The following is a 21,171-nucleotide window of genomic DNA, read 5'->3' on the forward strand; positions in this document are numbered from 1 at the left end:
CAAACGATGAGCGAAGTACGCGAGAAAGCCGCGCTGGCCAAACAGGCCGCGCAAATCATGAACCGCCTGACGACGGCGCAAAAGAACGAAGCGCTCCTCGCCATGGCGGACGCGCTGCTCGCGGAGCAGGACGCGATCATCGCGGCGAACGCGCTCGATCTCGAGCGCGGCCGCGGGAACGGTACGAGCGAATCGCTGCTCGACCGCCTGAAATTGACGCCGGCGCGCATCGCAAGCATCGCCGAAGGATTGCGCCAAGTGGCATCGCTGGCCGATCCGGTCGGCCTGACGCTGGAATCGTTCCGGCGCCCGAACGGCCTGCTGGTCGAGAAAATCTCCGTGCCGCTCGGCGTCATCGGCATGATCTACGAAGCCCGGCCGAACGTGACGGTGGACGCGGCCGCCTTGTGCCTCAAGACCGGCAACGCCGTCGTTCTCCGCGGCGGCTCCGCCGCGCTGGAATCCAACCGCCGGATCGTGGGCGTCCTCCGGGACGCGCTGGCCGGAACGGCGCTTCCGCCGGACGCGCTGCAGCTCGTCGAGGATCCTTCCCGCGCGTCGGTCGACGAGATGCTGAAGCTGAACGGCCTGCTCGACGTCGTCATTCCGCGAGGCGGCGCGGCGCTGATCCGCAACGTCGTCGAAAACGCGACGGTGCCGGTCATCGAGACCGGCGCGGGCATCTGCCATACGTTCGTCGACGCGAGCGCCGCGTACGAGATGGCGGCCGACATCGCCTTTAACGCCAAAGTGCAGCGTCCGTCCGTCTGCAACTCCATGGAGACGCTCCTGGTCCACGAAGATTTCGCGGAGAAGCACCTGCGGGCGCTAGCGGACCGTTTTCGATCCGCGAACGTGGAGCTCCGCGGCTGCGAGCGGACGCGCGCGCTCGTGCCGGAAGCCGCGGCGGCGACCGACGCGGATTACGCGACGGAGTATAACGATTACATTATGAACATCCGCGTCGTCGACGGGCTCGAGCAGGCGCTTACGCATATCGCCCGCTTCGGCACGATGCATTCCGAATGCATCGTCACCGAAGACGAAGCGAACGCCGCGGCGTTCATGCAGCGCGTCGATGCGGCGGCGGTCTATCACAACGCGTCGACCCGGTTCACCGACGGCTTCGAATTCGGCTACGGCGCCGAAATCGGCATCAGCACGCAGAAGCTCCACGCGCGCGGCCCGATGGGCCTGCCCGCGCTGACGTCCACCAAATTCCGCGTCTACGGCAGCGGGCAAATTAGGAACTAAAGCGGATTGGCTTGCGTGCAAAGCGCGAGCTTTGCATACAGCATTCCGCTATAAAAGCGGATTGGCTTGCGTGCAAAGCGCGAGCTTTGCATGCAGCATTCCGCTATAAATGCGAATTGGCTTGCGTGCAACGCCGAAGCGGGGAATGCAGCATTCTGCATGAAAGCGGATTGGCTTGCGTTCGGCGCTAAACGCTGCATGCGGCATTCCGCTCCGGATCGATCCCATGCAGAGCATGCGGCGGTCCGCTTACTTGAAGGAGGTTTTACCGCAATCATGACGACACTATCCTCTTCCGGCATCGCGCCGGACATTCAAACGATGAACCTATGCTTCTACGGCGCGGGCTCCATGGCCGAAGCGCTCGTGCGCGGCGTGCTGGACCGCGGGCTGACCGAGCCGTCCCGCATCGGCATGATGAACCGGCAAAACGCCGAGCGCATGCGCGAGCTTTCCGACCGGTACGGCATTACCGGCGCCGTCGGCGACGCCGCGAAAGAAACGATGCTCCGCGAAGCCGACATCGTCTTCTTGGCCATGAAACCGAAGGACGCCGCCGACGCGATCCGCGGCGTGCGCGACCTGCTTCATCCCGGCCAGCTCGTCGTCTCGCTCATCGCGGGCATGACGATCGCGACGCTCGAGACGCTGCTCGGCAAGCCGATGCCGATCGCCCGGACGATGCCGAACACGTCGAGCACGATCGGGCTAGGCGCCACGGGCCTCAGCTTCTCGGCCTCGGCGACCGACGCGCAGCGGCGGCTGACCGACGCGATGTTCCAGGCCGTCGGCCTCACCGCGATCGTGGAAGAGCCGCTGCTGGAAGTCGTAACGGGGCTGTCCGGCAGCGGACCGGCCTATATCTACTACATGATGGAAGCGATGATCGCCGCCGGCGCCAAGCTCGGCCTGACCCCGGAAGCCGCGCGCGAGCTGACGGTCCAGACCGTACTAGGCGCCGCCCACATGGTAAAAGCTACGGGTGAAGATCCGGCCGAGCTGCGCCGCAAGGTGACCTCGCCGAACGGCTCGACGCAGGCGGCCATCGAGAAATTCGACGCCTACCGGTTCGCGGAGGCGGTCGAGGCCGCAGTCGCCCGTTCGGCCGAGCGCGCCGTCGAAATGGGAGCCGAAATCGAAAGGAATGCGAAATCATGAGCCAAGCGTATTGCACAGCGACGTATCGCTGCTACGACGATAAAGCCGATTTTCAAAAGAAAGCGCTCGGCATCGCCGTCGGCTTGACCGTCGGCAGCTGGACCGATCTGCCGGAAGCGCGCAAAGCCGAAATGGAGAAGCATCTGGGCCGCGTCGTGTCCGTAACGGAGCACGGCGGCGCGGAACCGGGCACCCGCTGCGCGGACATCGTCATCGCCTACCCGGACGTCAATTTCAGCCGCGACCTGCCCGCCCTGCTCGTTACCGTGTTCGGCAAGCTGTCCATGGACGGGCGCATCAAGCTGCTCGATCTAGGATTTTCGTCCGACTTCCTGTCCGCGTTCCCGGGGCCGAAGTTCGGCATGGACGGCGTCCGCGAGCAGCTCGGGGTCAAGGAGCGTCCGCTTCTGATGAGCATTTTCAAATCCGTCATCGGCCACGACCTGCCGAACCTGCGTGAGCAATTTTATAAGCAGGCGCTCGGCGGGGTCGACCTGATCAAGGACGACGAAATCTTGTTCGAGAACCCGCTGACTCCGCTCCGGAAGCGCGTCGAGGCGTGCATGGAGGCGGCCCGCCAGGCGGAAGCCGAGACCGGCCAGAAGCTGCTCTACGCGGTGAACTTGACCGGTCCGACGTCGAAACTGGCCTCGCAAGCGAAGCTCGCGATCGCCTCCGGCGCCAACGCCCTGCTCTTCAACGTGCTGGCGTACGGCTTCGACGTCCTGCACGAGCTGAGCGCCGATCCGGAGATTAACGTGCCGATCGCCGCGCATCCGGCGATGGCGGGCGCGTTCTATCCGTCGCCGCATTACGGCATCGCGGCGCCGCTGCTGCTCGGCAAGCTCATGCGGCTCGCCGGCGCGGACCTGGCGCTCTTCCCGTCGCCGTACGGCTCCGTCGTCATGCCGCGAGAAGAGAACCTGGCCGTGCAGGCCGCCCTGCTCGATCCGGCACTGCCTGTACGGATGAGCTTCCCGGTGCCGTCCGCGGGCATTCACCCCGGCCTCGTGCCGCTTATCCTGCGCGACTTCGGCACCGACGTCGTCGTCAACGCCGGCGGCGGCATCCACGGCCATCCGATGGGCACGGCCGCCGGCGGACAGGCGTTCCGCCAGGCCATCGACGCGACGCTTCGCGGCGTATCCCTGCCGGAAGCAGCCGCGCTGCCGGGCAACGAGGCGCTGCGCGCGGCGATCGACAGCTGGGGCTACAAGCAACCATGACGATGAACGAAGGAGCGGCGACCATGACCAAGCAGCGCGTCATCTTCTGCGATTTTGACGGCACCATCACCGAGAACGACAATATCGTGGCGATCATCCGCCACTTCAACCCGCCGGGCTGGGAAGCGATCGTGAACGCGATCGTCAGCCAAGCGAAGTCCATCAAGCAGGGCGTCGGCGAGCTGTTTCGCCTGCTCCCGTCTTCCATGAAGCGCGAGGTCGTCGAGTACGCGATCTCGAACGCGCGCATTCGGGCCGGCTTTGCCGATCTGCTGAAGTACTGCAAGGACAACGGCATCGACTTTTACGTGACGAGCGGCGGCATCGATTTCTTCGTCTATCCGCTGCTCGCGCCGTTCGGCATTCCGGAAGACCGTATCTATTGCAACGGCAGCGACTTCAGCGGAGCGTCCATCGAGATCACCTGGCCGCATCTTTGCGGTCCGGATTGCGCGACGGAATGCGGCATGTGCAAGAAGACGATCATCAACCGTTTCCCGGCCGACCGGTACGAGCGCATCCTGATCGGCGACAGCGTCACCGATTTCGAAGGCGCCAAGCTCGTCGATACCGTCTTCGCCCGCTCCCACCTGACGCAGAAATGCGCGGAGCTCGGGCTGCCGTGCCACGAATACGAGACGTTCCACGACGTCATCGACCAATTGAAGCTGCAGGAGGCGACACGTTAACCGATGTCCTTTGCATCCCTTTCTCTCGAAACGAAACAACGGGCGCTCGCCGAGCTGACCGGCGTGAAGCGCCTCTTCGCGGACCGCGGCTGGTTCCCCGGCACGAGCGGCAATCTGTCCGTCCGCGTCGGCGATTTCGCGCCGGACGACTTTCACTTCGCCATCACGGCGAGCGGCAAGGACAAGTCCTTGTCGACGCCCGAGGACTTCCTCTTCGTCGACCGCGAAGGCAAGCCGAGCGAGACGACGGGCCTGAAGCCGTCCGCCGAGACGCTCATCCACTGCGAGATCTACCGGCAGACGGGCTGCGGCGCGATTTTCCACGTCCATACGGTATTCAACAACCTCGTCTCCGAACTGTTCTGGGAACGCAAATCGATTCCCGTCGACGGCGTGGAGCTGATCAAAGCGTTCAACATCTGGGACGAGGAAGCGCATATCGAGATTCCCATCGTCTCGAACTTCGCCCATATTCCGAGCATCGTGCCGGAAGTGACGGAGCGGCTCGACAAGCGCATTCCGGGCATCATGCTGCGCAAGCACGGCATCTACGCCTGGGGCGTCAACGCCTTCGAGGCGAAACGCCATCTCGAGGCGTTCGAATTCCTCTTCGAATACGTCTATCGCTGGGAGCTGCTGCACCGCCGTTAACCGTACGGACCGGGCGCGTCCCGTCCCCAAGCAAACCGAAAAAGGCGATAAGCCGGCTGACCGATCAGCCGCGCTTATCGCCTTTTGCCGTTCCCGCCGAACCGCTGCTTCGCCTGCACGGCCAGCTCCAGCTTGTTGAACGCCATGCAATGCTCGAACGTAATTTCGAAGATAGCCGGCAACGGCAGCTCCTCGAAGTAGCCCGCGACGGCCTTCGGATCCCGCAGCCAGTCGCTCCGCTCCGGAATGGCGACCGGCACGTTCGGCCACGCGGCGGCCAGCTCGGGGCTGAGCAGCTTCTTCGCGCCTTGAATCAGGCTGCAACCGGCCAGCCGTTCTTCGTACGCGGCGTCCCGCTCGAACGCCTCGCGCTCCTTCGCGAACAGATGCGGCGCGTAATCCGCGCGGGAGCCCGTATGATGAACGCCGCGTACAAACGCGAGCACGCCCTGCATCACCTCCGGCACGCGCAGGAGGATCGCGTAAAGGCTTTTGCCGAATTCGATCCGCTCATACAGGCTGCTGAACTGCTCCAGCACCAAGCCGGCCAGCTGCATCTCGCCACCGGCGTCGAGCGGCGAGCCGTACGGCAGGACGACCGTATTCGTCTGCAGCGGGATCTGCATCAGGAACGGCAGCCGTTTCGTCACGTGCGCCTTGAAGTAATCGCTCTGCACGAGCGGCGCCTCGATGACGTGCTGTTCGTTCACGATGAGCGCGGTCGTCAGGAGCACGGGGTCGCGGCGCTCCCAATAGTGCGCCCAGACGGGCGGCATGAAGCGCGACACGCCGAAAGCCGGCAGGAGCGGCGACAAGTCCCGTCCTTCCTTGCGGGACGCCTCGTACAGCAGCAGCTGCGGGTAAGCGTCGTGGAAGATGAGCGCGTTGATCCGCTCCAGCAGGATGAACGTATGCAGCCGGCTCTCCTCGTCTAGCAGCTCCGGCAGCAGCTCGCCCTGCAAATCCGTCATGTTCCAGCCGCCGTTGCGGGAGACGACGTGCGCGAGCAGCGCCCAGTGCAGCTCCGGCATACGGTGGTAGACCGCGCGGTAGGCTTCGGTCCGCGTCACGTTGTTGACGTTGGCGAGCTCGGTTTCGTGCCGGATCCGATGAATAAGCGCGCGTTCCTCGTCCGATAAGCCGTCCCCTCCCGCGCCTTCCGCCTCCCGCTCCGAGCCGGAGGTAACCGCGGCGGCGCGGGCCAGCGCGGCGAACAGCTCTTCCGCCGACTCCCGGCGAATGACGGCCGGCAGCGCATGGGCCGCCAAGTCGTGCGAGACGGCGCGCGCGTCCCGCTTATGCGCCGCGTAATCGCGGACGAGCCGCAGCGCGTGCAGCAGCCATCCGAGCAGCGACGGCTTGCCGCGGCGCGGCCGTTGTTGAGTCATCGCCGTTCGTCCTCCTTCCTTTGCATCCGTTTTCCCATATCTCTGTCCTGCCGCATCCGTTATGGATTAGTATGGGCCGCTCCACGTTCGCTTAGCCGTTGTAGTATACTATAGCTATGCAAAGACGTGCCGTTTCGGTACGGGAGGAGGAGGCTTAAGCGCCATGTGCGGACGCTATACGATCACCGTTTCGCTCGAGGAGCTGCTGCTCCATTACTGGATCTCCGACTCGAACGCGCCTTACCAGCAGCCGAAATACAACGTCGCGCCAGGCCAAATGGTGCTCGCGGTCATCCACGACGGCGAGAAGAACCGGCTCGGCGAGCTGAAGTGGGGCCTCGTCCCTTCCTGGGCCGAAACGACGAAGCTGGCCGCCAAAATGATCAACGCCCGCTCCGAAACGGTGTGGGAGAAGCCGGCGTTCCGCAAGCTGATGGAGCGCAAGCGCTGCGTCATTCCGGCCGACGGCTTCTACGAATGGCGGCAGGAGGAAGGGCGCAAGCAGCCGATGCGCATCGTCCGCCGCGACCGGAAGCTGTTCAGCATGGCCGGCCTCTACGACACCTGGGTTTCCCCGGACGGCATCAAGCTGAGCACCTGCACCGTGCTGACGACGGCGCCCAACGCGCTCATGGAGCCGATTCATAACCGCATGCCGGTCATCCTGCGGCCCGAAGACGAGGCAACGTGGCTGGACCGCTCCGAACGCGACAGCGCGGCGCTGAACCGTCTGCTGCGCCCGTTCCCGTCCGAGCTGCTGGAGGCCTATCCGGTCGGCGCGCAGGTGGGCAGCGTCGCGAAGGACGACGAGAGCTGCATCGCCCCGCTCGCGTCGAACGGCTGACCCCAACCCGATCCCGGGCGCCGAAACCGAAAAAAACCGCCGACCCCGAAGGATCAGCGGAACATCGCCCAAAGGCGGATCAAGTGCAGCGTATTGTTCGGATCGATCTTTTGCGCGAGGACGAACGCGATGATTTGCTCCTCCTGCTGCTCCGTCAAGTTTTCCTGCATGATGCCGGCTGCCGTGCGGACAAGTTTCCGCACCTTCGCGCGGTCCTGCAAATCGTATTTGTTCACGCCGTTCATCAGCATTTTGATCCGGTCCTTGATGACCGGATTTTTCATTTTGAATTTGATGCGTTCGACCAGCTCCGGGCGTATGCCGAATTTCGTGTAACTCATGTCCGGTTATAGCACCTCCGTCCAGCTTCAAGAAGCCCTCCCCCGCGAGCAAGGCGCGGCTGACCTCCGAAAACCTCGTATAGATGTACTATATGCCGGCGCGTTCGCAATAAAAACTAGTCCAACAGCTCCCCCTGAAAAAGTTGCTCTTTGCGCAGCAGGTCCCGCAGCCTCGCGTAAGGCGCTTCGCGCCAGAAATCCGCGCGTCCGGTCAGCTCCGCCGCGTCGTCCCGCGCCTCCTCCAGCACCGCGAAATCCGCGGCCATGTCGGCCAGCTTGAAGTCCGGCACCCCGCTCTGCTTCGTTCCGAAGAAATCTCCCGGTCCGCGCAGCTCCAAATCGCGGCGCGACACCTCGAAGCCGTCGTCGGTTTCCGTCATGATCTTCATCCGTTCCCGGCCGATCTCCGACTTCGGATCGGCGATCAGCACGCAGTACGACTGGTGGCCGCCCCGGCCGACGCGGCCGCGCAGCTGGTGCAGCTGCGACAGCCCGAAGCGCTCGGCGTCCATGATGACCATGAGCGTCGCGTTCGGCACGTCGACGCCGACCTCCACGACCGTCGTCGCCACGAGAACATGGGTTTCGTTCGCGGCGAACGCGCGCATGACCTCGTCCTTCTCGGCGGCGGACAGCCGGCCGTGCAGCAGCCCGACGCGCAGATCCGGAAACGCCTGCTGCATCTGGACATGCAGGTCGATCGCGTTCTGCACGTCCAGCTTGTCCGATTCCTCGATCAGCGGGCAGATGAAATAACATTGCCGGCCCGCCTTCACCTCGCGGCGCACGAAGCCGAGCACGCGGTCCAGCATGCCGTGCTTCACCCAATTCGTCTGGATCGGCTTGCGTCCGTGCGGACGTTCCCGCAGGGTCGAGACATCGAGGTCGCCGAACGCCGTGATCGCGAGCGTCCGCGGAATCGGCGTCGCCGTCATCGTGAGCACGTCGGGGTTCAATCCCTTGCGCCGCAGCACGCTCCGCTGGTTCACGCCGAACCGGTGCTGCTCGTCGGTGACGACGAGCCCGAGGCTGCGGAAGAAGACGCCGTCCTGGATGATCGCCTGCGTGCCGACGACGACGTCGATCAGCCCCATCTGCAGGCCGGCCAGCACCTCCCGGCGCTTCTTCTCCGTCAAGCTGCCGGTCAGCAGCGCGACCTCCATGCCCGCCGGTCCCAGCAGCTTCTGCAGCGAGCGGTAATGCTGCTCCGCCAATATTTCCGTCGGCACCATCAACGCGCCTTGGTGGCCCGCCTTGAACGTCGCGAACAGCGCGATGGCCGCCACGACCGTCTTGCCGGAGCCGACGTCGCCCTGCAGCAGCCGGTTCATGCACGCGTGCGACCGCATGTCGATCAGAATCTCGTTCACGACCTTCTTCTGCGAATCCGTCAGCTCGAACGGCAGCGTCCGCGAGAACGCCCGGATCGACTCCGCGTCGACGACGTGGGCGATGCCGTCCATCCGCTTGCGGTTCAGCGAGCGGTACGCTTGGAGCTTCAGCTGAAACAGGAACAGCTCCTCGTACACGAGCCGGCGCCGCGCGTCCTGGCCCAGCGCGATATCGTCCGGCTGATGAATCAGCCGCACGGCTTCGCGCCTCGGCATGAAGCCGTGCTTGTCCACTAGCTCGGCCGGCAAAATCTCCTCGACCATATCGCCGTACTGCTGCAGCGCCTGCGCGATCAGCTTTCGGATCCACGCCTGCGTAACGCTCCCGCCGATGGAATACACCGACTGCAGCGTGCCGGAACGGGCCGTGCCCTTATCGGGAAATTCCGATTCCGACACCGTGATCTGCAGCCGCTTTTGCTCCCATTTGCCGGTCAGAACGATGTCCCGTCCCGGCACGAGCTGCTCCTGCAGGAAGTGCCGGTTGAACCAGACGGCCGTCACGAGCAAGCCGTCCACGGCGATCTTGCACGTCAGCCGCGATTTCGCCCGGCCGTAGCGCTGCAGCACCGGATTGCCCATGATCTTGCCTTCTACGGTCGCTTTCTCGCCGTCCTTCGTCTCTCCCAGCGTCCGAATGCGATAATCCTCGTAGCGAAACGGAAAATAGTCCAGCAAATCCGCGATCGTATGAACGCCAAAGGCGTGAAGCTCCACTTCCTTCTGAGCGCTCACGCCTTTCATTTGCCGGACCGGTATTTGATCCAGCTTCATCCCCATTACCTCACACCCGCGTAATAAATAAAGCCGCAGCCCCGGCCCCGGCATGCGAGCCGATGACCGCGCCGATGTCCGTCTGCCTGATGCTGCGCACGTTCAGCTGTCCCTGCGCGAGCGCGGCCAGCTCGAGCGCGAGCTCGCGCTTGTACGTCCAGCCGACCGTCATGTCGATCGGATGATCGCCGAACTCCGCCTTGAACAGGTCGACGATGCGCTGCATCGCCTTCTTCGTTCCGCGTACTTTGTCGACCGGCGAGACTTCGCCTTCCCGGTCGATCGTCAGGATCGGCTTGATGTTCAGGATCGAGCCGAACAGCGCTGCGGCTTTGCCGATCCGGCCGCCCTTCTGGAGATACTCCAGCGTATCGACGAGGAAATACATGTTCATGTCCTTCCGCATCGCGTCGACCGCGGCGAGAATCTCGTCCTTCGAAGCGCCGGCGGCCGCCATCTCGGCGGCTTTCACCACGAGCATGCCCAGCCCATAGGACACGGACCGGGAATCGATGACGGTGACGTCGGCCGGCGTTTCCATCAGCGTCGAGCCGAGAAGCGCGGATTGGTACGTACCGCTGAGCATGGAAGAAATATGAATCGAAATGATGGGCGAATCCGGAAATTGCTTGCTCAGTCGTTCGTACGTTTCCGTGAACTCCACGGGCGACGGCTGCGACGTCGTCGGCAGCGCGGCCGACGAAGCCAGCCGCGTGTAAAACTGCTCGTTGGTCAGCGAGACGCCGTCCAGAAACGACTCTTCGCCGAACATGACCTTCAGCGGTACCATCTCGATGCCGTATTGCTCTCTGACCCGTTTCGGGATATCGGCGGTGCTGTCCGTCACGATTTTAACCCCGCTCATGCAGATGACCCCCTATTCGACCGCGATTAAATATGGATAGAGCGGCTGGCCGCCCGCATGCACTTCGAACTCCGCATCCGGGAACGTTTCTTTCGCCCATGCCGTCAATTCGGCCGTTTCCGCCGGCTTTGCCTGCTCGCCCGTCAGTACCGTGACCAGCTCGCCGCCGTCTTCCAGCATCCGCGCAAGCAGCTCCCTGCACGTCTCCTGCAGGCTCGGGGAGGCGGTCACGATCGTCTTCTCCAAGATTCCGATATAATCGCCTTCGTGAATCGAGATGCCGTCGATCGACGTGTTGCGCACCGCGTTCGTCACTTGGCCGGAGCGCACCTGCAGCACCGCTTCGTTCATCGCCTGCGCGTTCATCTCCGCCGGCTCTTCCTCCCGGAACGCCAGGACCGCGGCCAGCCCTTGCGGAATGTTCTTCGAGCCGATCACCGTGACGTTGCGCCCGCTAAGCTCCGCCGCCTGCTGGGCCGCCAGGATGATGTTGCTGTTGTTCGGCAGCAGGAAAATATGCTCCGCCGGCAGCGACTCGATGGCGCGGACGAAATCCTCCGTCGACGGATTCATCGTCTGGCCGCCCGACAGGACGACGTCGACGTTGTTGTCGAGGAAGATAGCGCGGATGCCGTCCCCCATCGCCACCGCGACGAGGCCGAACGGCGCGAGCTCGTGCGCCTGCTCCGCGGACAGGGCGTCGGCAGGGGTACCCGTGAGCACCTCGGAGACGGCGAGCCCGAGGGCGGCCTCTTCGACGACCGCCGTCTCCGGCAGCGCGTCGGCCCCCGGAGCGGACATGCCGCCGGCGATCGCCGCGCTCTCCTCTTCGTGCAGCAAATCCCGATGCTGCTCGCGCATGTTCAAAATGTGAATCTCCGTCAGCTCGCCGTACGGCAGGGCGAAGTTCAGCACGTCGCCCGGCTTGCGCGTATGCACGTGGACCTTGATGATCTCGTCGTCCACGATGACGAGGATGCTGTCGCCGTCCCGGGACAGCATGCCCTTGAACAGCGCTTCGTCGAAGCGGAGCCCCGTCCGTCCCGCTTGTTTGCGGTTGATGAAGAACTCCATGTCGTAGAGAAACTCGATCTGCTCCGTTTCCAGCTTGGACTGCGCGCTCGCGTGCCGCGACGCCGAGGGAACCGGAATCGGCACCGGCTGAGCGGGCGCCTTCGTCGCTTCTTGGCGCGGGAACGCCATGGGAGCGGCGGCTTCCGCGCCGACCGCGGCTTCGCCGGATATGCCGTTCTCCTCCGCCAGACAGCTCAGGAAGCCCTCATAGATGCAGACGAGCCCCTGCCCGCCGGAATCGACGACGCCGACCTGCTTGAGCACCGGCAGCAGCTCCGGGGTCCGCTCGAGCGACTCGTTCGCGCGCGACACGACCTCCTGCACGAGCTGCGCCACGTCGTTGTTGCGCTTGGCGAAGGCGACGGCATGCTTGGCCGTGTCTTTCGCCACGGTCAGGATGGTGCCCTCCACCGGCTTCACGACGGCTTTATAAGCCATGTCGACACCGTTCTGCAGCGCCGCGGCGAACTGCTGCGCGTCGATCTGCTCCTGGTTCGCGACGCTCTTCGAAAAGCCGCGGAACAGCTGCGACAGAATGACGCCGGAATTGCCCCGCGCGCCCATCAGCAGCCCTTTAGAAAGCGCTTCCGCAACTTTGCCCACTGCGTGGCTCGGGTTTTTCTGCAGCTCGCGTTTCCCGGAGCTCATCGTCAAATTCATATTGGATCCCGTGTCTCCGTCCGGAACCGGGAAGACGTTCAGCGCGTTGATGCGCGATTCGTTTCGTTGTAAATTGTCCGCTCCGCTCAGGAGCATTCTCGCGAAATCCGAGCCGTTAATAAAGCGTTTGATCAAGCGTGATTACCCCTTCCTACCGAGATACCCGTACGCCTTGGACAAAAATATTGACGACGTCGACTTTTACGCCGACAACCTCGTTCATCACATACTTCACTTTTGACTGAATATTATGTGCGACCTCGGAAATTTTTGTCCCGTAGCTCACGATGATGTACAAATCGATGTGTAAGTAATCGTTCTCTCGGTGGACTTCGACACCGCGCGACAGATTATCCCGACCCAGCAGCTCGGCGAAGCCGTCTTTCAGCTGCTTTCTTGATGCCATGCCTACCAGCCCATAACAGTCCATGGCTGCGGACCCGGCAAGGACGGAAATCACATGATCGGTTATATGAACGCTTCCGAGTTCGGATTGTAGCTGCAGAGGCATGGAAAACCACTCCTTCACCGTTGTTATTATGGACTAATCCACATTGTACTATAAATTTGAACGATTTTGAAGTCCAGCCCCCCATTCTCGACCGTTTTCATCCTTTTTTAAGCCCTAGATGTCGATATTGCGCGTTAACAATGCTTGATGAAAGCCCGGACATATGCTATTATATTGAAGTCTGTTTGTTTGCAGTGATTGTCAAGGGGAGGTGTATTCCATGTCTCGCAAATGTTTCATTACGGGCAAAGGTCCTGGTGTAGGCAACAACGTATCGCACGCTAACAACAAAACCCGCCGCTCTTGGGGCGTTAACGTTCAGAAGGTAAGAATTCTTGTTAACGGCAAGCCGAAGCGCGTTTACGTCAGCACCAAGGCGCTCAAATCCGGTAAAGTCACTCGCGTATAACGGCATGTAGCCATGGACAAAAAGCACCTGATTCAACATCAGGTGCTTTTTTGCATGTCAAAGCGCGGAAGGCGCGACGTTAGCCCGCGCAGCCTTCCGCGCTCCGGATTTCGCACGCCGAACGTCCGCTTCAGGGGCAGCCGCTGCTAGCTCTTCTGAAACGTGTTTAAGATGGCCTTCACGAAACCACCTAAGAACTTCGGCAGCTTGATCGTATAGAATTTCATGCTCCACCCCTCCTAAGAGTTATTGCAGGCAGAAAACCCGTTTGCCCCAAAGTGCCGGAAGCGGTCTCCGATCGTTGAAGCACGGGCCGTCTTTAACATCCGTAACGGTTCCGCGCCTTTCGTCCATAAAAAAAAGGCTACAAGAACGACGTTCGTTCATGTAACCATCCTATGCGCCGCGGGACTGTCCTATTCCAAACCCGGGCTTGGCGACCCTCGCCGCCTCTCTCTCTCTCTCTATGCCGCGCCTGGCGCCCCGCTCCGCATCGCCGTGATCACCGCATAGATGAACACGAAGACCAGGAAGCTTACGATCGCCAGCGCGATGAACGCGATCCGCGAACGGATCGACGCGAAGTTCTTGAAATAATGGATCGCGATCACGACGGCGAGCAGGGAGAACACCAGGTTCGCCATGCCCTTGATGATCGTGAACAAACACAGCATCAGGCCGCAGCCGATGCCGTACAGCAGCAGCAGCAGCCCTTTCTTCAAGCGCCCGCCCACCCGCGCGCCCCTTAACGAAGCGCGGCGATCGCCGCCGCACGGTCGCGCTCGGTGAACACGGCGCTGCCCGCGACGAACACGTCGGCGCCGGCCTCGCGCACGAGCGGCGCCGTCTCGGCGTTGATGCCGCCGTCCACTTGGATCAGCATGCCTTCGCGGCCCCGCTCCGCCAGCAGCGCGCGCGTTTGGCGAATCTTCTGCAGCGACTGCGGGATGAATTTTTGGCCGCCGAAGCCGGGGTTGACGGTCATCAGCAGGATCATGTCGATATCGTCCAGCACGTTCTCGAGCGCGCTGACCGGCGTCGCGGGATTCAGGGCCACGCCGGCGGGAAGCCCGGCTTCCTTGATTTGATGCACCACGCGGTGCAAATGCACGCAAGCTTCGGCATGGACCGTGATGCGGTCCGCGCCGGCGGCGGCGTAATTCGCGATGTGCAGCTCCGGCCGCTCGATCATCAGATGGACGTCGTAGACGAGCTTCGACGCCGGCCGAACGGCTTGAATGATCTGCGGGCCGAATGTCAGGGTCGGCACGAAATGGCCGTCCATGACGTCGATATGGATCCAATCCGCGCCGGCACGGTCCACGTCTTTGATCTCTTCTCCGAGCGCCGCGAAATCGGCGGACAAAATCGATGGTGCGATGATGATGGACATGTCAGTACCTCCGCTTTTTCTCTTTCATCTCCGCCATGAACAGCGCGTAGTTGGCATGGCGGCTCGGCGCGATTTCGCCGTCCTCCACCGCCTTCAGCACCGCGCATTCCGGTTCATGGATGTGGGTGCAGCCGCGGAATTTGCACTCGGACGCCCGTTCGCGCATTTCGCGGAAGCAGCTGCCGAGCTCCTCGATGCCTAGCTCCGCGAAGTCCAGCTGGCTGAACCCCGGCGTATCCGCCACGAAGCCGCCGCCGATGTCGATCAGCTCGACGTGACGCGTGGTATGCTTGCCCCGGCCGAGCCGGTTGCTGATTTCGTTCGTTTCCAGCGTAAGGCCCGGGACGAGGGCGTTCAGCAGCGACGATTTGCCGACGCCGGATTGCCCGGCGAACACCGCCAAATGCCCCTGCAGCCGTTCCTTGAGCGCCGCCGTCCCCGCGCCGCGCCTCGAGCTGGTGACGAGCACCTCGTAGCCGATCGGCTCGTAGATCCGCTGCACCTCGCTCATCGCGCGCCGCGCCTCTTCCGTTTCCCCGCCGTCCTCCGCCAAATCCTGCTTACTTAAGCATAGTACGGCGTCGATGCCGGCATGCTCGATATGCGCCAGAAATTTGTCGAGCAGCTGCAGGTTCAGCGCGGGCTCCGTGACGGAAAACACGAGCACGGCCAGGTCCACGTTCGCCACCGGCGGCCGGATCAGCTCCGAGCTTCGCGGCGCGAGGGCGTTGACGGCGCCCTCCCCGTTCTCCGTCTCTTCGAAGTCGACGACGTCGCCGACGAGCGGCGATTCGCCCCGTTTCTTGAAGATGCCGCGCGCCCGGCACTGCACGTCCGCCTCGCCCGGCGCCGCGCCCTCCGGACGCACGTAGTAGTAGCCGCTGAGCGCCTTGACGATCCGGCCGGTTTTGCTTTCCTTATTGCGCGACTGCGTCATTGTCGGCTCCATCCGTGTTCGTGTTGCCATTCGTCGGACTCTCCTCGGTGTTGGCTGGCTGGTCGGCCGGCGGCGGGTCCATGCCCGGCACCGTTTCCGGCGGCGCGTCGGCGCCCGATTGAACGTCGCCGTACGTGCGCGAGAACGTATCGGTGAATTGGCCGTCCCGGTAGATCTGCACCTGGGCCTCCGTATTCGGGTCGAGCACGACCTTCACGGGGAACGTCTCGGTATCCTTGATCTTCCGCTTGCCCCATTCGATGTTTTGTCCCGTGGCGTCGGAGTAGACGATGCGGATCTCGCTCGTCTTGCCCGCCTGCGCCGGGGAAATGACGATATTGAACGTATACTCGAGCGCGTCGTCCGGCAAGCCGGAGCTGACCGTCAGCGTGATCGCCGACCCTTTGGTCACCTGCGCGTCGGGGTCGTACGGATATTGGGCGGTAACTTCGCCCTTCGGCCGGTAGCTCGGCTCCCGGACGATATCGGAATCGTTCACGACGAGCCCCAGGGAACGGAGCTGGGCGATGGCTTCGCTTTCCTTCTTGCCGATGACTTTCGGCATCTTCAGCGTCTCCTTGCCCTGGCTGACCGTGAACGAGAACGCCGCGGTCTTGGGATCGTATTGCTCGCCGGCCGGCGGCGTCTGTTCCAGCACCGTCCCCGGCGCTTCGTCGCTGAAGGTTTCTTTCTTGGAAATTTGCTTCTCCTGGTCGAGGCCGAGCGCGACGAGCGCCGCGACCGCGTCGTCGTAGGACTTGCCGACGTAATTGTCGGCCGCTTCCAGCTTCGGTCCGGTGCTGACGTACAACTTGATGAACGAGCCGACCTTCACGCGCTGGTTCGGCTTGGACTGCTCGTAGACGATGTCTTTGGCGACGCCTTCCTTATCCGTGTAGATCGAAGGCTCTTCGACCTTCAGCCCCGCCTTCTCCAGCGTCATCCGGGCGTCGGTCTCGTTCATGTTGACGACGTACGGCACGTCGACCTCCTCGATGTCGAACCAGCCGAGCACGGTCATGGCGCCCCAGTAGACGAGCGCGATAATGACCAGCGTCGACGCCACCGTCACGACCGGCTTCACCCACCGCCGTCCGCGCTTTTTTTCTTCGAGCCCTTCGGAATTCCAGCGGTCTTCCTCTTCCTCGCCCGGTTCGTCCGCGCGCGCGGCCGACGTCGCGGCCGTGCGTTCCGCCGGCGTCCGCTCCCGTTCAGCCGCGCCGTACGGCGACGTCCTGTCCGCTTTCGCGGCGGCCGACGACGCGGCGAGCGTATCCGCGATGCTCCCGCGGATCGCGGGCATGACGCGGGTCTCGTCGAAGTCGGGATTGTCGAATTCGATCTTCGGCTCCCGCAGCCGTCCGGGCTGCAGGCAGGTTTCGAGATCGGCCAGCATTTCCGTCGCCGAATGGTACCGCTCGTTCGGATTCTTGCGCATCGCCTTCAGAATCACGTTCTCGACGCTCTGCGGTATGTACGGATTCAGCTCGCGCGGCTCCTCGAAATTTTCCTGCAAATGCTTCAGCGCGACGCTGATCGGGCTTTCGCCGAGGAACGGCAGCTTGCCCGTCAGCATCTGGTACAGCACGATGCCGAGCGAATACAGGTCCGATTTCTCGCCGGTCGCGCTGCCCTTGGCGTGCTCGGGCGAGAAATAATGCACCGAACCGACCATGGAGCCCGTCTGCGTGATCGTCGACGACGTGACCGCCCGCGCGATGCCGAAATCCGTTACCTTCACGCGGCCGTTTTTGCCGATAAGAATATTATGAGGTTTAATATCGCGATGGATGATTTGGTTATGGTGCGCGTGCTCCAGGGCATCGCAAATCTGGATCGCGATTCTGACCGCTTCCTCGGCCTGGAGCGGCGCGCGTTCCTTGATGATTTCGTTCAAATTGTTGCCTTCGACGTATTCCATGACGATGTAGTGCGTATCGTCCTCCTGCCCCACGTCGTAAATGCTCACGACGTTGGGATGCGACAGCGCCGCGGCGGACTGCGCTTCCCGTCTGAACCGCCGGATGAATTCCTCGTCGTGCACGTATTGCTGGCGAAGCACCTTGACCGCCACGTTGCGGTTCAGCAGCACGTCATGGGCCTTGTACACGAGCGCCATGCCGCCGCCGCCGATACGCGCAATGATTTCGTATCTTCCGCCCAGCTCATGTCCTATCATGTCGATCACCCCTCAAGCTCCGTGTCTTCGGCATGATGCAGCAGCGCGACGGTAATGTTGTCGTCTCCGCCGGCTTGCAGCGCAAGCTGTACGAGCCTGTCCGCCTTTTGATTCAAGTCCAGTCCGTCTTCCGCGAGCGTCTCGGCCATTTCGGCCGCGCCGATCATGTTGGACAGCCCGTCGCTGCAGAGAAGCAGGATATCGTCCTTCTCCCAGGCGATGTCCCGGATGTCGACCTCCACCTGCTCGTCCGTCCCCAGCGCCCGCGTCAGCACGTTGCGCCGCGGATGATGCTCGGCTTCCTCCGGCGTGATTTGGCCGGATTTGACCAGCTCGTTCACGAGGGTATGGTCTTCCGTCAACTGCTTCAGCTTGCCTTCCCGCCATTGATACGCGCGGCTGTCCCCGATATGGCCGATCACGGCCCGGTCGTCCGACAGCAGCGCCGCCACGACGGTCGTGCCCATGTTATGGTACTGCTCGTTGTTGGATGCCGTATCGAACACGACCTCGTTCGCCTGCAGGATCGCCTGGCTCATCAGCGTGCGGCGCTCCTCCGTCGACAAGGCCGCGGTCGAGCCCTGCAGCGCTTCGCGAAACGTATCGACGGCAAGCCGGCTGGCCACGTCGCCCGCCTGATGGCCGCCCATGCCGTCGGCCACGATGGCAACGACAAAACCGGGTTCCAGTATCTCGGACCAGCCCCGGTCTTCGTTTACGAGTCGAATTCTTCCGATATCACTCCGCAAAGCCGTTTTCAACCCTCATCACCCCGCCGTAGACTCCATATGTTTCGCGCGCAATTGTCCGCAAGCCGCTGCAATGTCGTGTCCCTGTTCTCTGCGGATGGTGGCATTGATTTTGTTCTTCTCCAGGATCCGGTGAAACTCGAAAATTTGTTCGCGGGGGGTGCGCACGTAATCGCGCTCCGGCACGTGATTGACCGGAATCAGGTTGACGTGGCAGAGCATGCCCTTCAGCACCTGCGCCAGCTCTTCCGCGTGCTCGCTCTGGTCGTTGACGCCGCCGATCAGCGCGTATTCGAACGTGATGCGCCGTCCCGTCTTCGCGATGTAGTTGCGGCACGCTTCCATGACCTCTTCGAACGGGAACCGGCGGTTGACCGGCATCAGCTTGGAACGCAGCTTGTCGTTCGGCGCGTGAATGGAGATGGCCAGGTTGATCTGCGTGTTCTCCTCGGCGAACTTGTACATGCTCGGCACGATGCCGCTCGTCGATACCGTGATATGGCGCTGGCCGATGTTGAGTCCCTTCTCGTGGATCATGAGGCGAAGGAACGTCATCGTCGCGTCGTAGTTCTCGAACGGCTCGCCGGAGCCCATGATGACGATGCTGGACACGCGCTCGTTCGTTTCGTCGAGCATCTGCTGCGCGACGACGACCTGCGCGACGATTTCGCCCGCGGTCAGGTTGCGCTTCAAGCCGCCCAGCGTCGAAGCGCAGAACGTGCAGCCGATCCGGCAGCCGACCTGCGTGGTCACGCAAATGCTGTTGCCGTAATTATGGCGCATGATGACCGTTTCGATCGCGTGGTTGTCGTGCAGGCCGAACAGGAACTTCACCGTGCCGTCCTTCGATTCGAAGCGGGTGATTTCGTTCAGCGTCACGAACGCGAACTGGTCTTCAAGCTTTTGCCGAAGCGGCTTGGAGAGGTTGCTCATCTCGTCGAAGCTCTTCACGCGCTTGACGTACAACCATTCGAACAGCTGGGTGCCGCGAAACGCGGACTCGCCGTTCTCCTTCATCCAATCTTGCAGCTGCTCCAGCGTATAGTCGTAGATGAACGGTTTCATCGGGTTCACACCTATTTCTTCATGAAATGTTGGCTTGGCGTCCGATAGACGCGGACCGCCACGTTAATAGTACCATAAACGCCCATAACAGGCCACTTGCGCGCTGTTAGGGGCGTATGGGCAAGACGGTTATGCGGATCCTTCGGAGTCGCGTTTCATGCGGGCGATGAAAAAACCGTCGCTGCCGAAATGCTGCGGCAGCAGCTGGACCATGCCTTCGAAACCGTCGCCGATGATCCCGTTCGTCCGGAGCGGCTGGAGCACCCGGGAAGGCCAGTCGGCATCCAGCTTATACCATTCGTGCGCGTCCAGGAATTTCAGTACCTGCCGCTCGTTTTCGTCCCGCTCGATCGTGCAGGTGCTGTAAACGAGCGTGCCGCCGGGCCGGACCAGCTTCGCCGCTTCGGCCAGCAGCCGCTCCTGCAGCTCCGCGATCGCCGCGACGTCCGACTCGGACTTCGTCCATTTGATTTCCGGCTTCCGGCGGATGACGCCGAAGCCGGAGCACGGGGCGTCCAGCAGCACGAGGTCGAAGCTGCCGGGCGGAAATCGCTCCGACAGCGTCGCGGCGTCGCCGACGACCGTGCGCACGGTCGCGAGCCCCAGACGCTCGGCGTGTTCGTCGATCAGCGGCTGCTTATGCGGATGGACATCGTTCGCGACGACTTCGCCGCGGTCGCCCATCAATTCCGCGAGGTGCGTCGTCTTGCCCCCCGGCGCCGCGCAGCAGTCCAGCACGCGCATGCCGGGCTGCGGCGCGCAGACGTCCGCCACGAGCATCGAGCTCTCGTCCTGCGGCGTCAGCCAGCCCTCGCGGTAGCCGCCGGACTGCGCCAGGTTGCCGCCGCCGAGGGCGACGATGCCTTCGTCCGCCAGCGCGGACGGCATCGCTTCGACCCCATGCTCGGCCAGCAGGGCGATTGCCTTCTCCCGCGACAGCTTGAGCGCGTTGACGCGCCCGCTGGCATGCGGCCGTTCGTTGCCGGCGGCGCAGATCCGCTCCGCGGTTTCTTCGCCGTAGCGGTCGATCCAGCGCTTCACGAGCCAGTCGGGATACGAATGATCGATGCCGATCCGGCGTACCGGGTCCGTCAGCGAGGACGGCTGCTTCAACTCGTCCAGCCTGCGTTCCATGTTGCGGAGGACGCCGTTCACCATGCCCGAGATGCCGGCGTGGCCGCGCCGCTTCGCGATGACGACCGCCTCGTTGACGGCCGCGTGCGGCGGGACGCGGTCGAGCAGCAGCAGCTGGTACGCGCTCATCCGCAGCAGCGCGAGCACCCAAGGTGCCAGCTTCCGCACCCCTTTCGCGACCAAGGCGTCCAGCCTGTCGTCGAGCAGCCGCTGGTGCTGGATCGTGCCGTACACGAGCTCGGTCGCGAGCGCGGCGTCGGCCCGCGACAGCTCCGCGTCCTGCAGCGCGCGGTTCAGCTGCAGATTGCTGTAGGCGCCGGCCTCCATGACCCGCACCAGCGTATCCAACGCGACCTCGCGCGCCGTCTTGCGCCGCGGTTCCGGCTTCCGGCCGGTCTTGGCCGGCGATCCGGGCTTGCCGCCCGGGCGCTGGCCGGCTCCGGCTGCCGGGCGCGCGCCGCCGGGCCGTGCGCCGGCAT

General features: G+C 63.1%; 21 protein-coding genes. 7 read left to right on the top strand and 14 right to left on the bottom strand.

The features are described 5' to 3' along the window. Positions 1–6 precede the first annotated feature (6 nt). The 5 genes from I8J29_RS29430 to mtnB all read left to right on the top strand — a co-directional run bounded on the left by I8J29_RS29430 (position 7) and on the right by mtnB (position 4,978). Positions 7–1,254 carry a glutamate-5-semialdehyde dehydrogenase gene (locus I8J29_RS29430; protein WP_208850889.1) on the top strand — a complete coding sequence of 416 codons (1,248 nt, stop codon included), beginning with the start codon at positions 7–9 and terminating at the stop codon, positions 1,252–1,254. A 276-nt stretch (positions 1,255–1,530) separates the two neighbouring features. Then, positions 1,531–2,412: a pyrroline-5-carboxylate reductase gene (gene proC / locus I8J29_RS29435; protein WP_208850890.1), complete on the top strand. Its 882-nt coding sequence runs from the start codon at positions 1,531–1,533 to the stop codon at positions 2,410–2,412. Then, on the top strand, positions 2,409–3,638 hold the full coding sequence (locus tag I8J29_RS29440; protein ID WP_208850891.1) for a 2,3-diketo-5-methylthiopentyl-1-phosphate enolase: 1,230 nt from the start codon (positions 2,409–2,411) through the stop codon (positions 3,636–3,638). Before proC ends, I8J29_RS29440 begins: the two co-directional genes overlap by 4 nt. A gap of 23 nt (positions 3,639–3,661) precedes the next feature. Beyond that, complete coding sequence (locus tag I8J29_RS29445; protein ID WP_208850892.1) at positions 3,662–4,327, top strand: 2-hydroxy-3-keto-5-methylthiopentenyl-1-phosphate phosphatase; 666 nt, start codon at positions 3,662–3,664, stop codon at positions 4,325–4,327. Positions 4,328–4,330: 3 nt separating this feature from the next. After that, positions 4,331–4,978, top strand: coding sequence for a methylthioribulose 1-phosphate dehydratase (gene mtnB / locus I8J29_RS29450; RefSeq protein WP_208850893.1), 648 nt, complete (start codon positions 4,331–4,333; stop codon positions 4,976–4,978). A gap of 74 nt (positions 4,979–5,052) precedes the next feature. On the opposite strand, the gene I8J29_RS29455 is transcribed toward mtnB, so the two are convergent. After that, on the bottom strand, positions 5,053–6,366 hold the full coding sequence (locus I8J29_RS29455) for a DUF2515 family protein (RefSeq protein ID WP_208850894.1): 1,314 nt from the start codon (positions 6,364–6,366) through the stop codon (positions 5,053–5,055). 163 nt (positions 6,367–6,529) lie between these two features. Between I8J29_RS29455 and I8J29_RS29460 the strand changes: the two genes are divergently transcribed. Further along, positions 6,530–7,210 (top strand): SOS response-associated peptidase, encoded by a 681-nt coding sequence (locus I8J29_RS29460; protein ID WP_208850895.1) that lies wholly within the window; start codon positions 6,530–6,532, stop codon positions 7,208–7,210. A gap of 53 nt (positions 7,211–7,263) precedes the next feature. Here the strand turns inward: I8J29_RS29460 and I8J29_RS29465 are convergent, their stop codons facing one another. The 5 genes from I8J29_RS29465 to I8J29_RS29485 form a co-directional block, all read right to left on the bottom strand. After that, positions 7,264–7,551: a stage VI sporulation protein F gene (locus tag I8J29_RS29465; protein ID WP_208850896.1), complete on the bottom strand. Its 288-nt coding sequence runs from the start codon at positions 7,549–7,551 to the stop codon at positions 7,264–7,266. Between the two features lie 116 nt (positions 7,552–7,667). Then, positions 7,668–9,722 (bottom strand): ATP-dependent DNA helicase RecG, encoded by a 2,055-nt coding sequence (gene recG / locus I8J29_RS29470; RefSeq protein WP_208850897.1) that lies wholly within the window; start codon positions 9,720–9,722, stop codon positions 7,668–7,670. A 4-nt stretch (positions 9,723–9,726) separates the two neighbouring features. Further along, complete coding sequence (locus I8J29_RS29475) at positions 9,727–10,581, bottom strand: DegV family protein (RefSeq protein WP_208850898.1); 855 nt, start codon at positions 10,579–10,581, stop codon at positions 9,727–9,729. Between the two features lie 12 nt (positions 10,582–10,593). Then, positions 10,594–12,450, bottom strand: a complete 1,857-nt coding sequence (locus I8J29_RS29480) for a DAK2 domain-containing protein (RefSeq protein ID WP_208850899.1) — start codon at positions 12,448–12,450, stop codon at positions 10,594–10,596. Between the two features lie 16 nt (positions 12,451–12,466). Continuing rightward, positions 12,467–12,826: an Asp23/Gls24 family envelope stress response protein gene (locus tag I8J29_RS29485; protein ID WP_208850900.1), complete on the bottom strand. Its 360-nt coding sequence runs from the start codon at positions 12,824–12,826 to the stop codon at positions 12,467–12,469. 220 nt (positions 12,827–13,046) lie between these two features. On the opposite strand from I8J29_RS29485, the gene rpmB reads away from it, so the two are divergent. Continuing rightward, complete coding sequence (gene rpmB / locus I8J29_RS29490; RefSeq protein ID WP_090635816.1) at positions 13,047–13,235, top strand: 50S ribosomal protein L28; 189 nt, start codon at positions 13,047–13,049, stop codon at positions 13,233–13,235. A gap of 146 nt (positions 13,236–13,381) precedes the next feature. Here rpmB and spoVM read toward each other — a convergent pair whose 3' ends face one another. From spoVM to rsmB, 8 genes are all read right to left on the bottom strand, one after another. After that, the gene (gene spoVM, locus I8J29_RS29495) at positions 13,382–13,462 is read right to left on the bottom strand and encodes a stage V sporulation protein SpoVM (protein WP_040711006.1); all 81 of its coding nucleotides are present in this window, start codon (positions 13,460–13,462) and stop codon (positions 13,382–13,384) included. 237 nt (positions 13,463–13,699) lie between these two features. Continuing rightward, positions 13,700–13,957, bottom strand: a complete 258-nt coding sequence (locus I8J29_RS29500; RefSeq protein ID WP_143088859.1) for a hypothetical protein — start codon at positions 13,955–13,957, stop codon at positions 13,700–13,702. Between the two features lie 23 nt (positions 13,958–13,980). Beyond that, positions 13,981–14,628, bottom strand: coding sequence for a ribulose-phosphate 3-epimerase (rpe, locus tag I8J29_RS29505; protein WP_208850901.1), 648 nt, complete (start codon positions 14,626–14,628; stop codon positions 13,981–13,983). A 1-nt stretch (position 14,629) separates the two neighbouring features. Next, positions 14,630–15,565, bottom strand: a complete 936-nt coding sequence (rsgA, locus tag I8J29_RS29510) for a ribosome small subunit-dependent GTPase A (protein WP_208850907.1) — start codon at positions 15,563–15,565, stop codon at positions 14,630–14,632. After that, positions 15,546–17,744, bottom strand: coding sequence for a Stk1 family PASTA domain-containing Ser/Thr kinase (gene pknB / locus I8J29_RS29515; RefSeq protein ID WP_208850902.1), 2,199 nt, complete (start codon positions 17,742–17,744; stop codon positions 15,546–15,548). The genes rsgA and pknB overlap by 20 nt, the downstream gene beginning before the upstream one ends. A gap of 5 nt (positions 17,745–17,749) precedes the next feature. After that, on the bottom strand, positions 17,750–18,505 hold the full coding sequence (locus I8J29_RS29520) for a Stp1/IreP family PP2C-type Ser/Thr phosphatase (RefSeq protein ID WP_208850903.1): 756 nt from the start codon (positions 18,503–18,505) through the stop codon (positions 17,750–17,752). A gap of 6 nt (positions 18,506–18,511) precedes the next feature. After that, the gene (rlmN, locus tag I8J29_RS29525) at positions 18,512–19,558 is read right to left on the bottom strand and encodes a dual-specificity RNA methyltransferase RlmN (RefSeq protein WP_208850904.1); all 1,047 of its coding nucleotides are present in this window, start codon (positions 19,556–19,558) and stop codon (positions 18,512–18,514) included. A 129-nt stretch (positions 19,559–19,687) separates the two neighbouring features. Beyond that, positions 19,688–21,019 (bottom strand): 16S rRNA (cytosine(967)-C(5))-methyltransferase RsmB, encoded by a 1,332-nt coding sequence (rsmB, locus tag I8J29_RS29530; protein ID WP_208850908.1) that lies wholly within the window; start codon positions 21,017–21,019, stop codon positions 19,688–19,690. Between the last annotated feature and the right edge of the window lie 152 nt (positions 21,020–21,171).

The organism is Paenibacillus artemisiicola, assembly GCF_017652985.1.
Taxonomy (GTDB): Bacteria; Bacillota; Bacilli; order Paenibacillales; family Paenibacillaceae; genus Paenibacillus_Z; species Paenibacillus_Z artemisiicola.

Bases quoted from the DNA above. Each gene is read 5' to 3' on its own strand.
- rpmB (WP_090635816.1), top strand. From the start codon at position 13,047: ATGTCTCGCAAATGTTTCATTACGGGCAAAGGTCCTGGTGTAGGCAAC.
- I8J29_RS29440 (WP_208850891.1), top strand. From the start codon at position 2,409: ATGAGCCAAGCGTATTGCACAGCGACGTATCGCTGCTACGACGATAAA.
- proC (WP_208850890.1), top strand. From the start codon at position 1,531: ATGACGACACTATCCTCTTCCGGCATCGCGCCGGACATTCAAACGATG.
- I8J29_RS29455 (WP_208850894.1), bottom strand. From the start codon at position 6,366: ATGACTCAACAACGGCCGCGCCGCGGCAAGCCGTCGCTGCTCGGATGG.
- rsmB (WP_208850908.1), bottom strand. From the start codon at position 21,019: ATGGAGGCCGGCGCCTACAGCAATCTGCAGCTGAACCGCGCGCTGCAG.
- rlmN (WP_208850904.1), bottom strand. From the start codon at position 19,558: ATGAAACCGTTCATCTACGACTATACGCTGGAGCAGCTGCAAGATTGG.
- I8J29_RS29445 (WP_208850892.1), top strand. From the start codon at position 3,662: ATGACCAAGCAGCGCGTCATCTTCTGCGATTTTGACGGCACCATCACC.
- I8J29_RS29430 (WP_208850889.1), top strand. From the start codon at position 7: ATGAGCGAAGTACGCGAGAAAGCCGCGCTGGCCAAACAGGCCGCGCAA.
- pknB (WP_208850902.1), bottom strand. From the start codon at position 17,744: ATGATAGGACATGAGCTGGGCGGAAGATACGAAATCATTGCGCGTATC.
- recG (WP_208850897.1), bottom strand. From the start codon at position 9,722: ATGGGGATGAAGCTGGATCAAATACCGGTCCGGCAAATGAAAGGCGTG.
- mtnB (WP_208850893.1), top strand. From the start codon at position 4,331: ATGTCCTTTGCATCCCTTTCTCTCGAAACGAAACAACGGGCGCTCGCC.
- I8J29_RS29460 (WP_208850895.1), top strand. From the start codon at position 6,530: ATGTGCGGACGCTATACGATCACCGTTTCGCTCGAGGAGCTGCTGCTC.
- I8J29_RS29465 (WP_208850896.1), bottom strand. From the start codon at position 7,551: ATGAGTTACACGAAATTCGGCATACGCCCGGAGCTGGTCGAACGCATC.
- I8J29_RS29475 (WP_208850898.1), bottom strand. From the start codon at position 10,581: ATGAGCGGGGTTAAAATCGTGACGGACAGCACCGCCGATATCCCGAAA.
- spoVM (WP_040711006.1), bottom strand. From the start codon at position 13,462: ATGAAATTCTATACGATCAAGCTGCCGAAGTTCTTAGGTGGTTTCGTG.
- rsgA (WP_208850907.1), bottom strand. From the start codon at position 15,565: ATGACGCAGTCGCGCAATAAGGAAAGCAAAACCGGCCGGATCGTCAAG.
- I8J29_RS29485 (WP_208850900.1), bottom strand. From the start codon at position 12,826: ATGCCTCTGCAGCTACAATCCGAACTCGGAAGCGTTCATATAACCGAT.
- rpe (WP_208850901.1), bottom strand. From the start codon at position 14,628: ATGTCCATCATCATCGCACCATCGATTTTGTCCGCCGATTTCGCGGCG.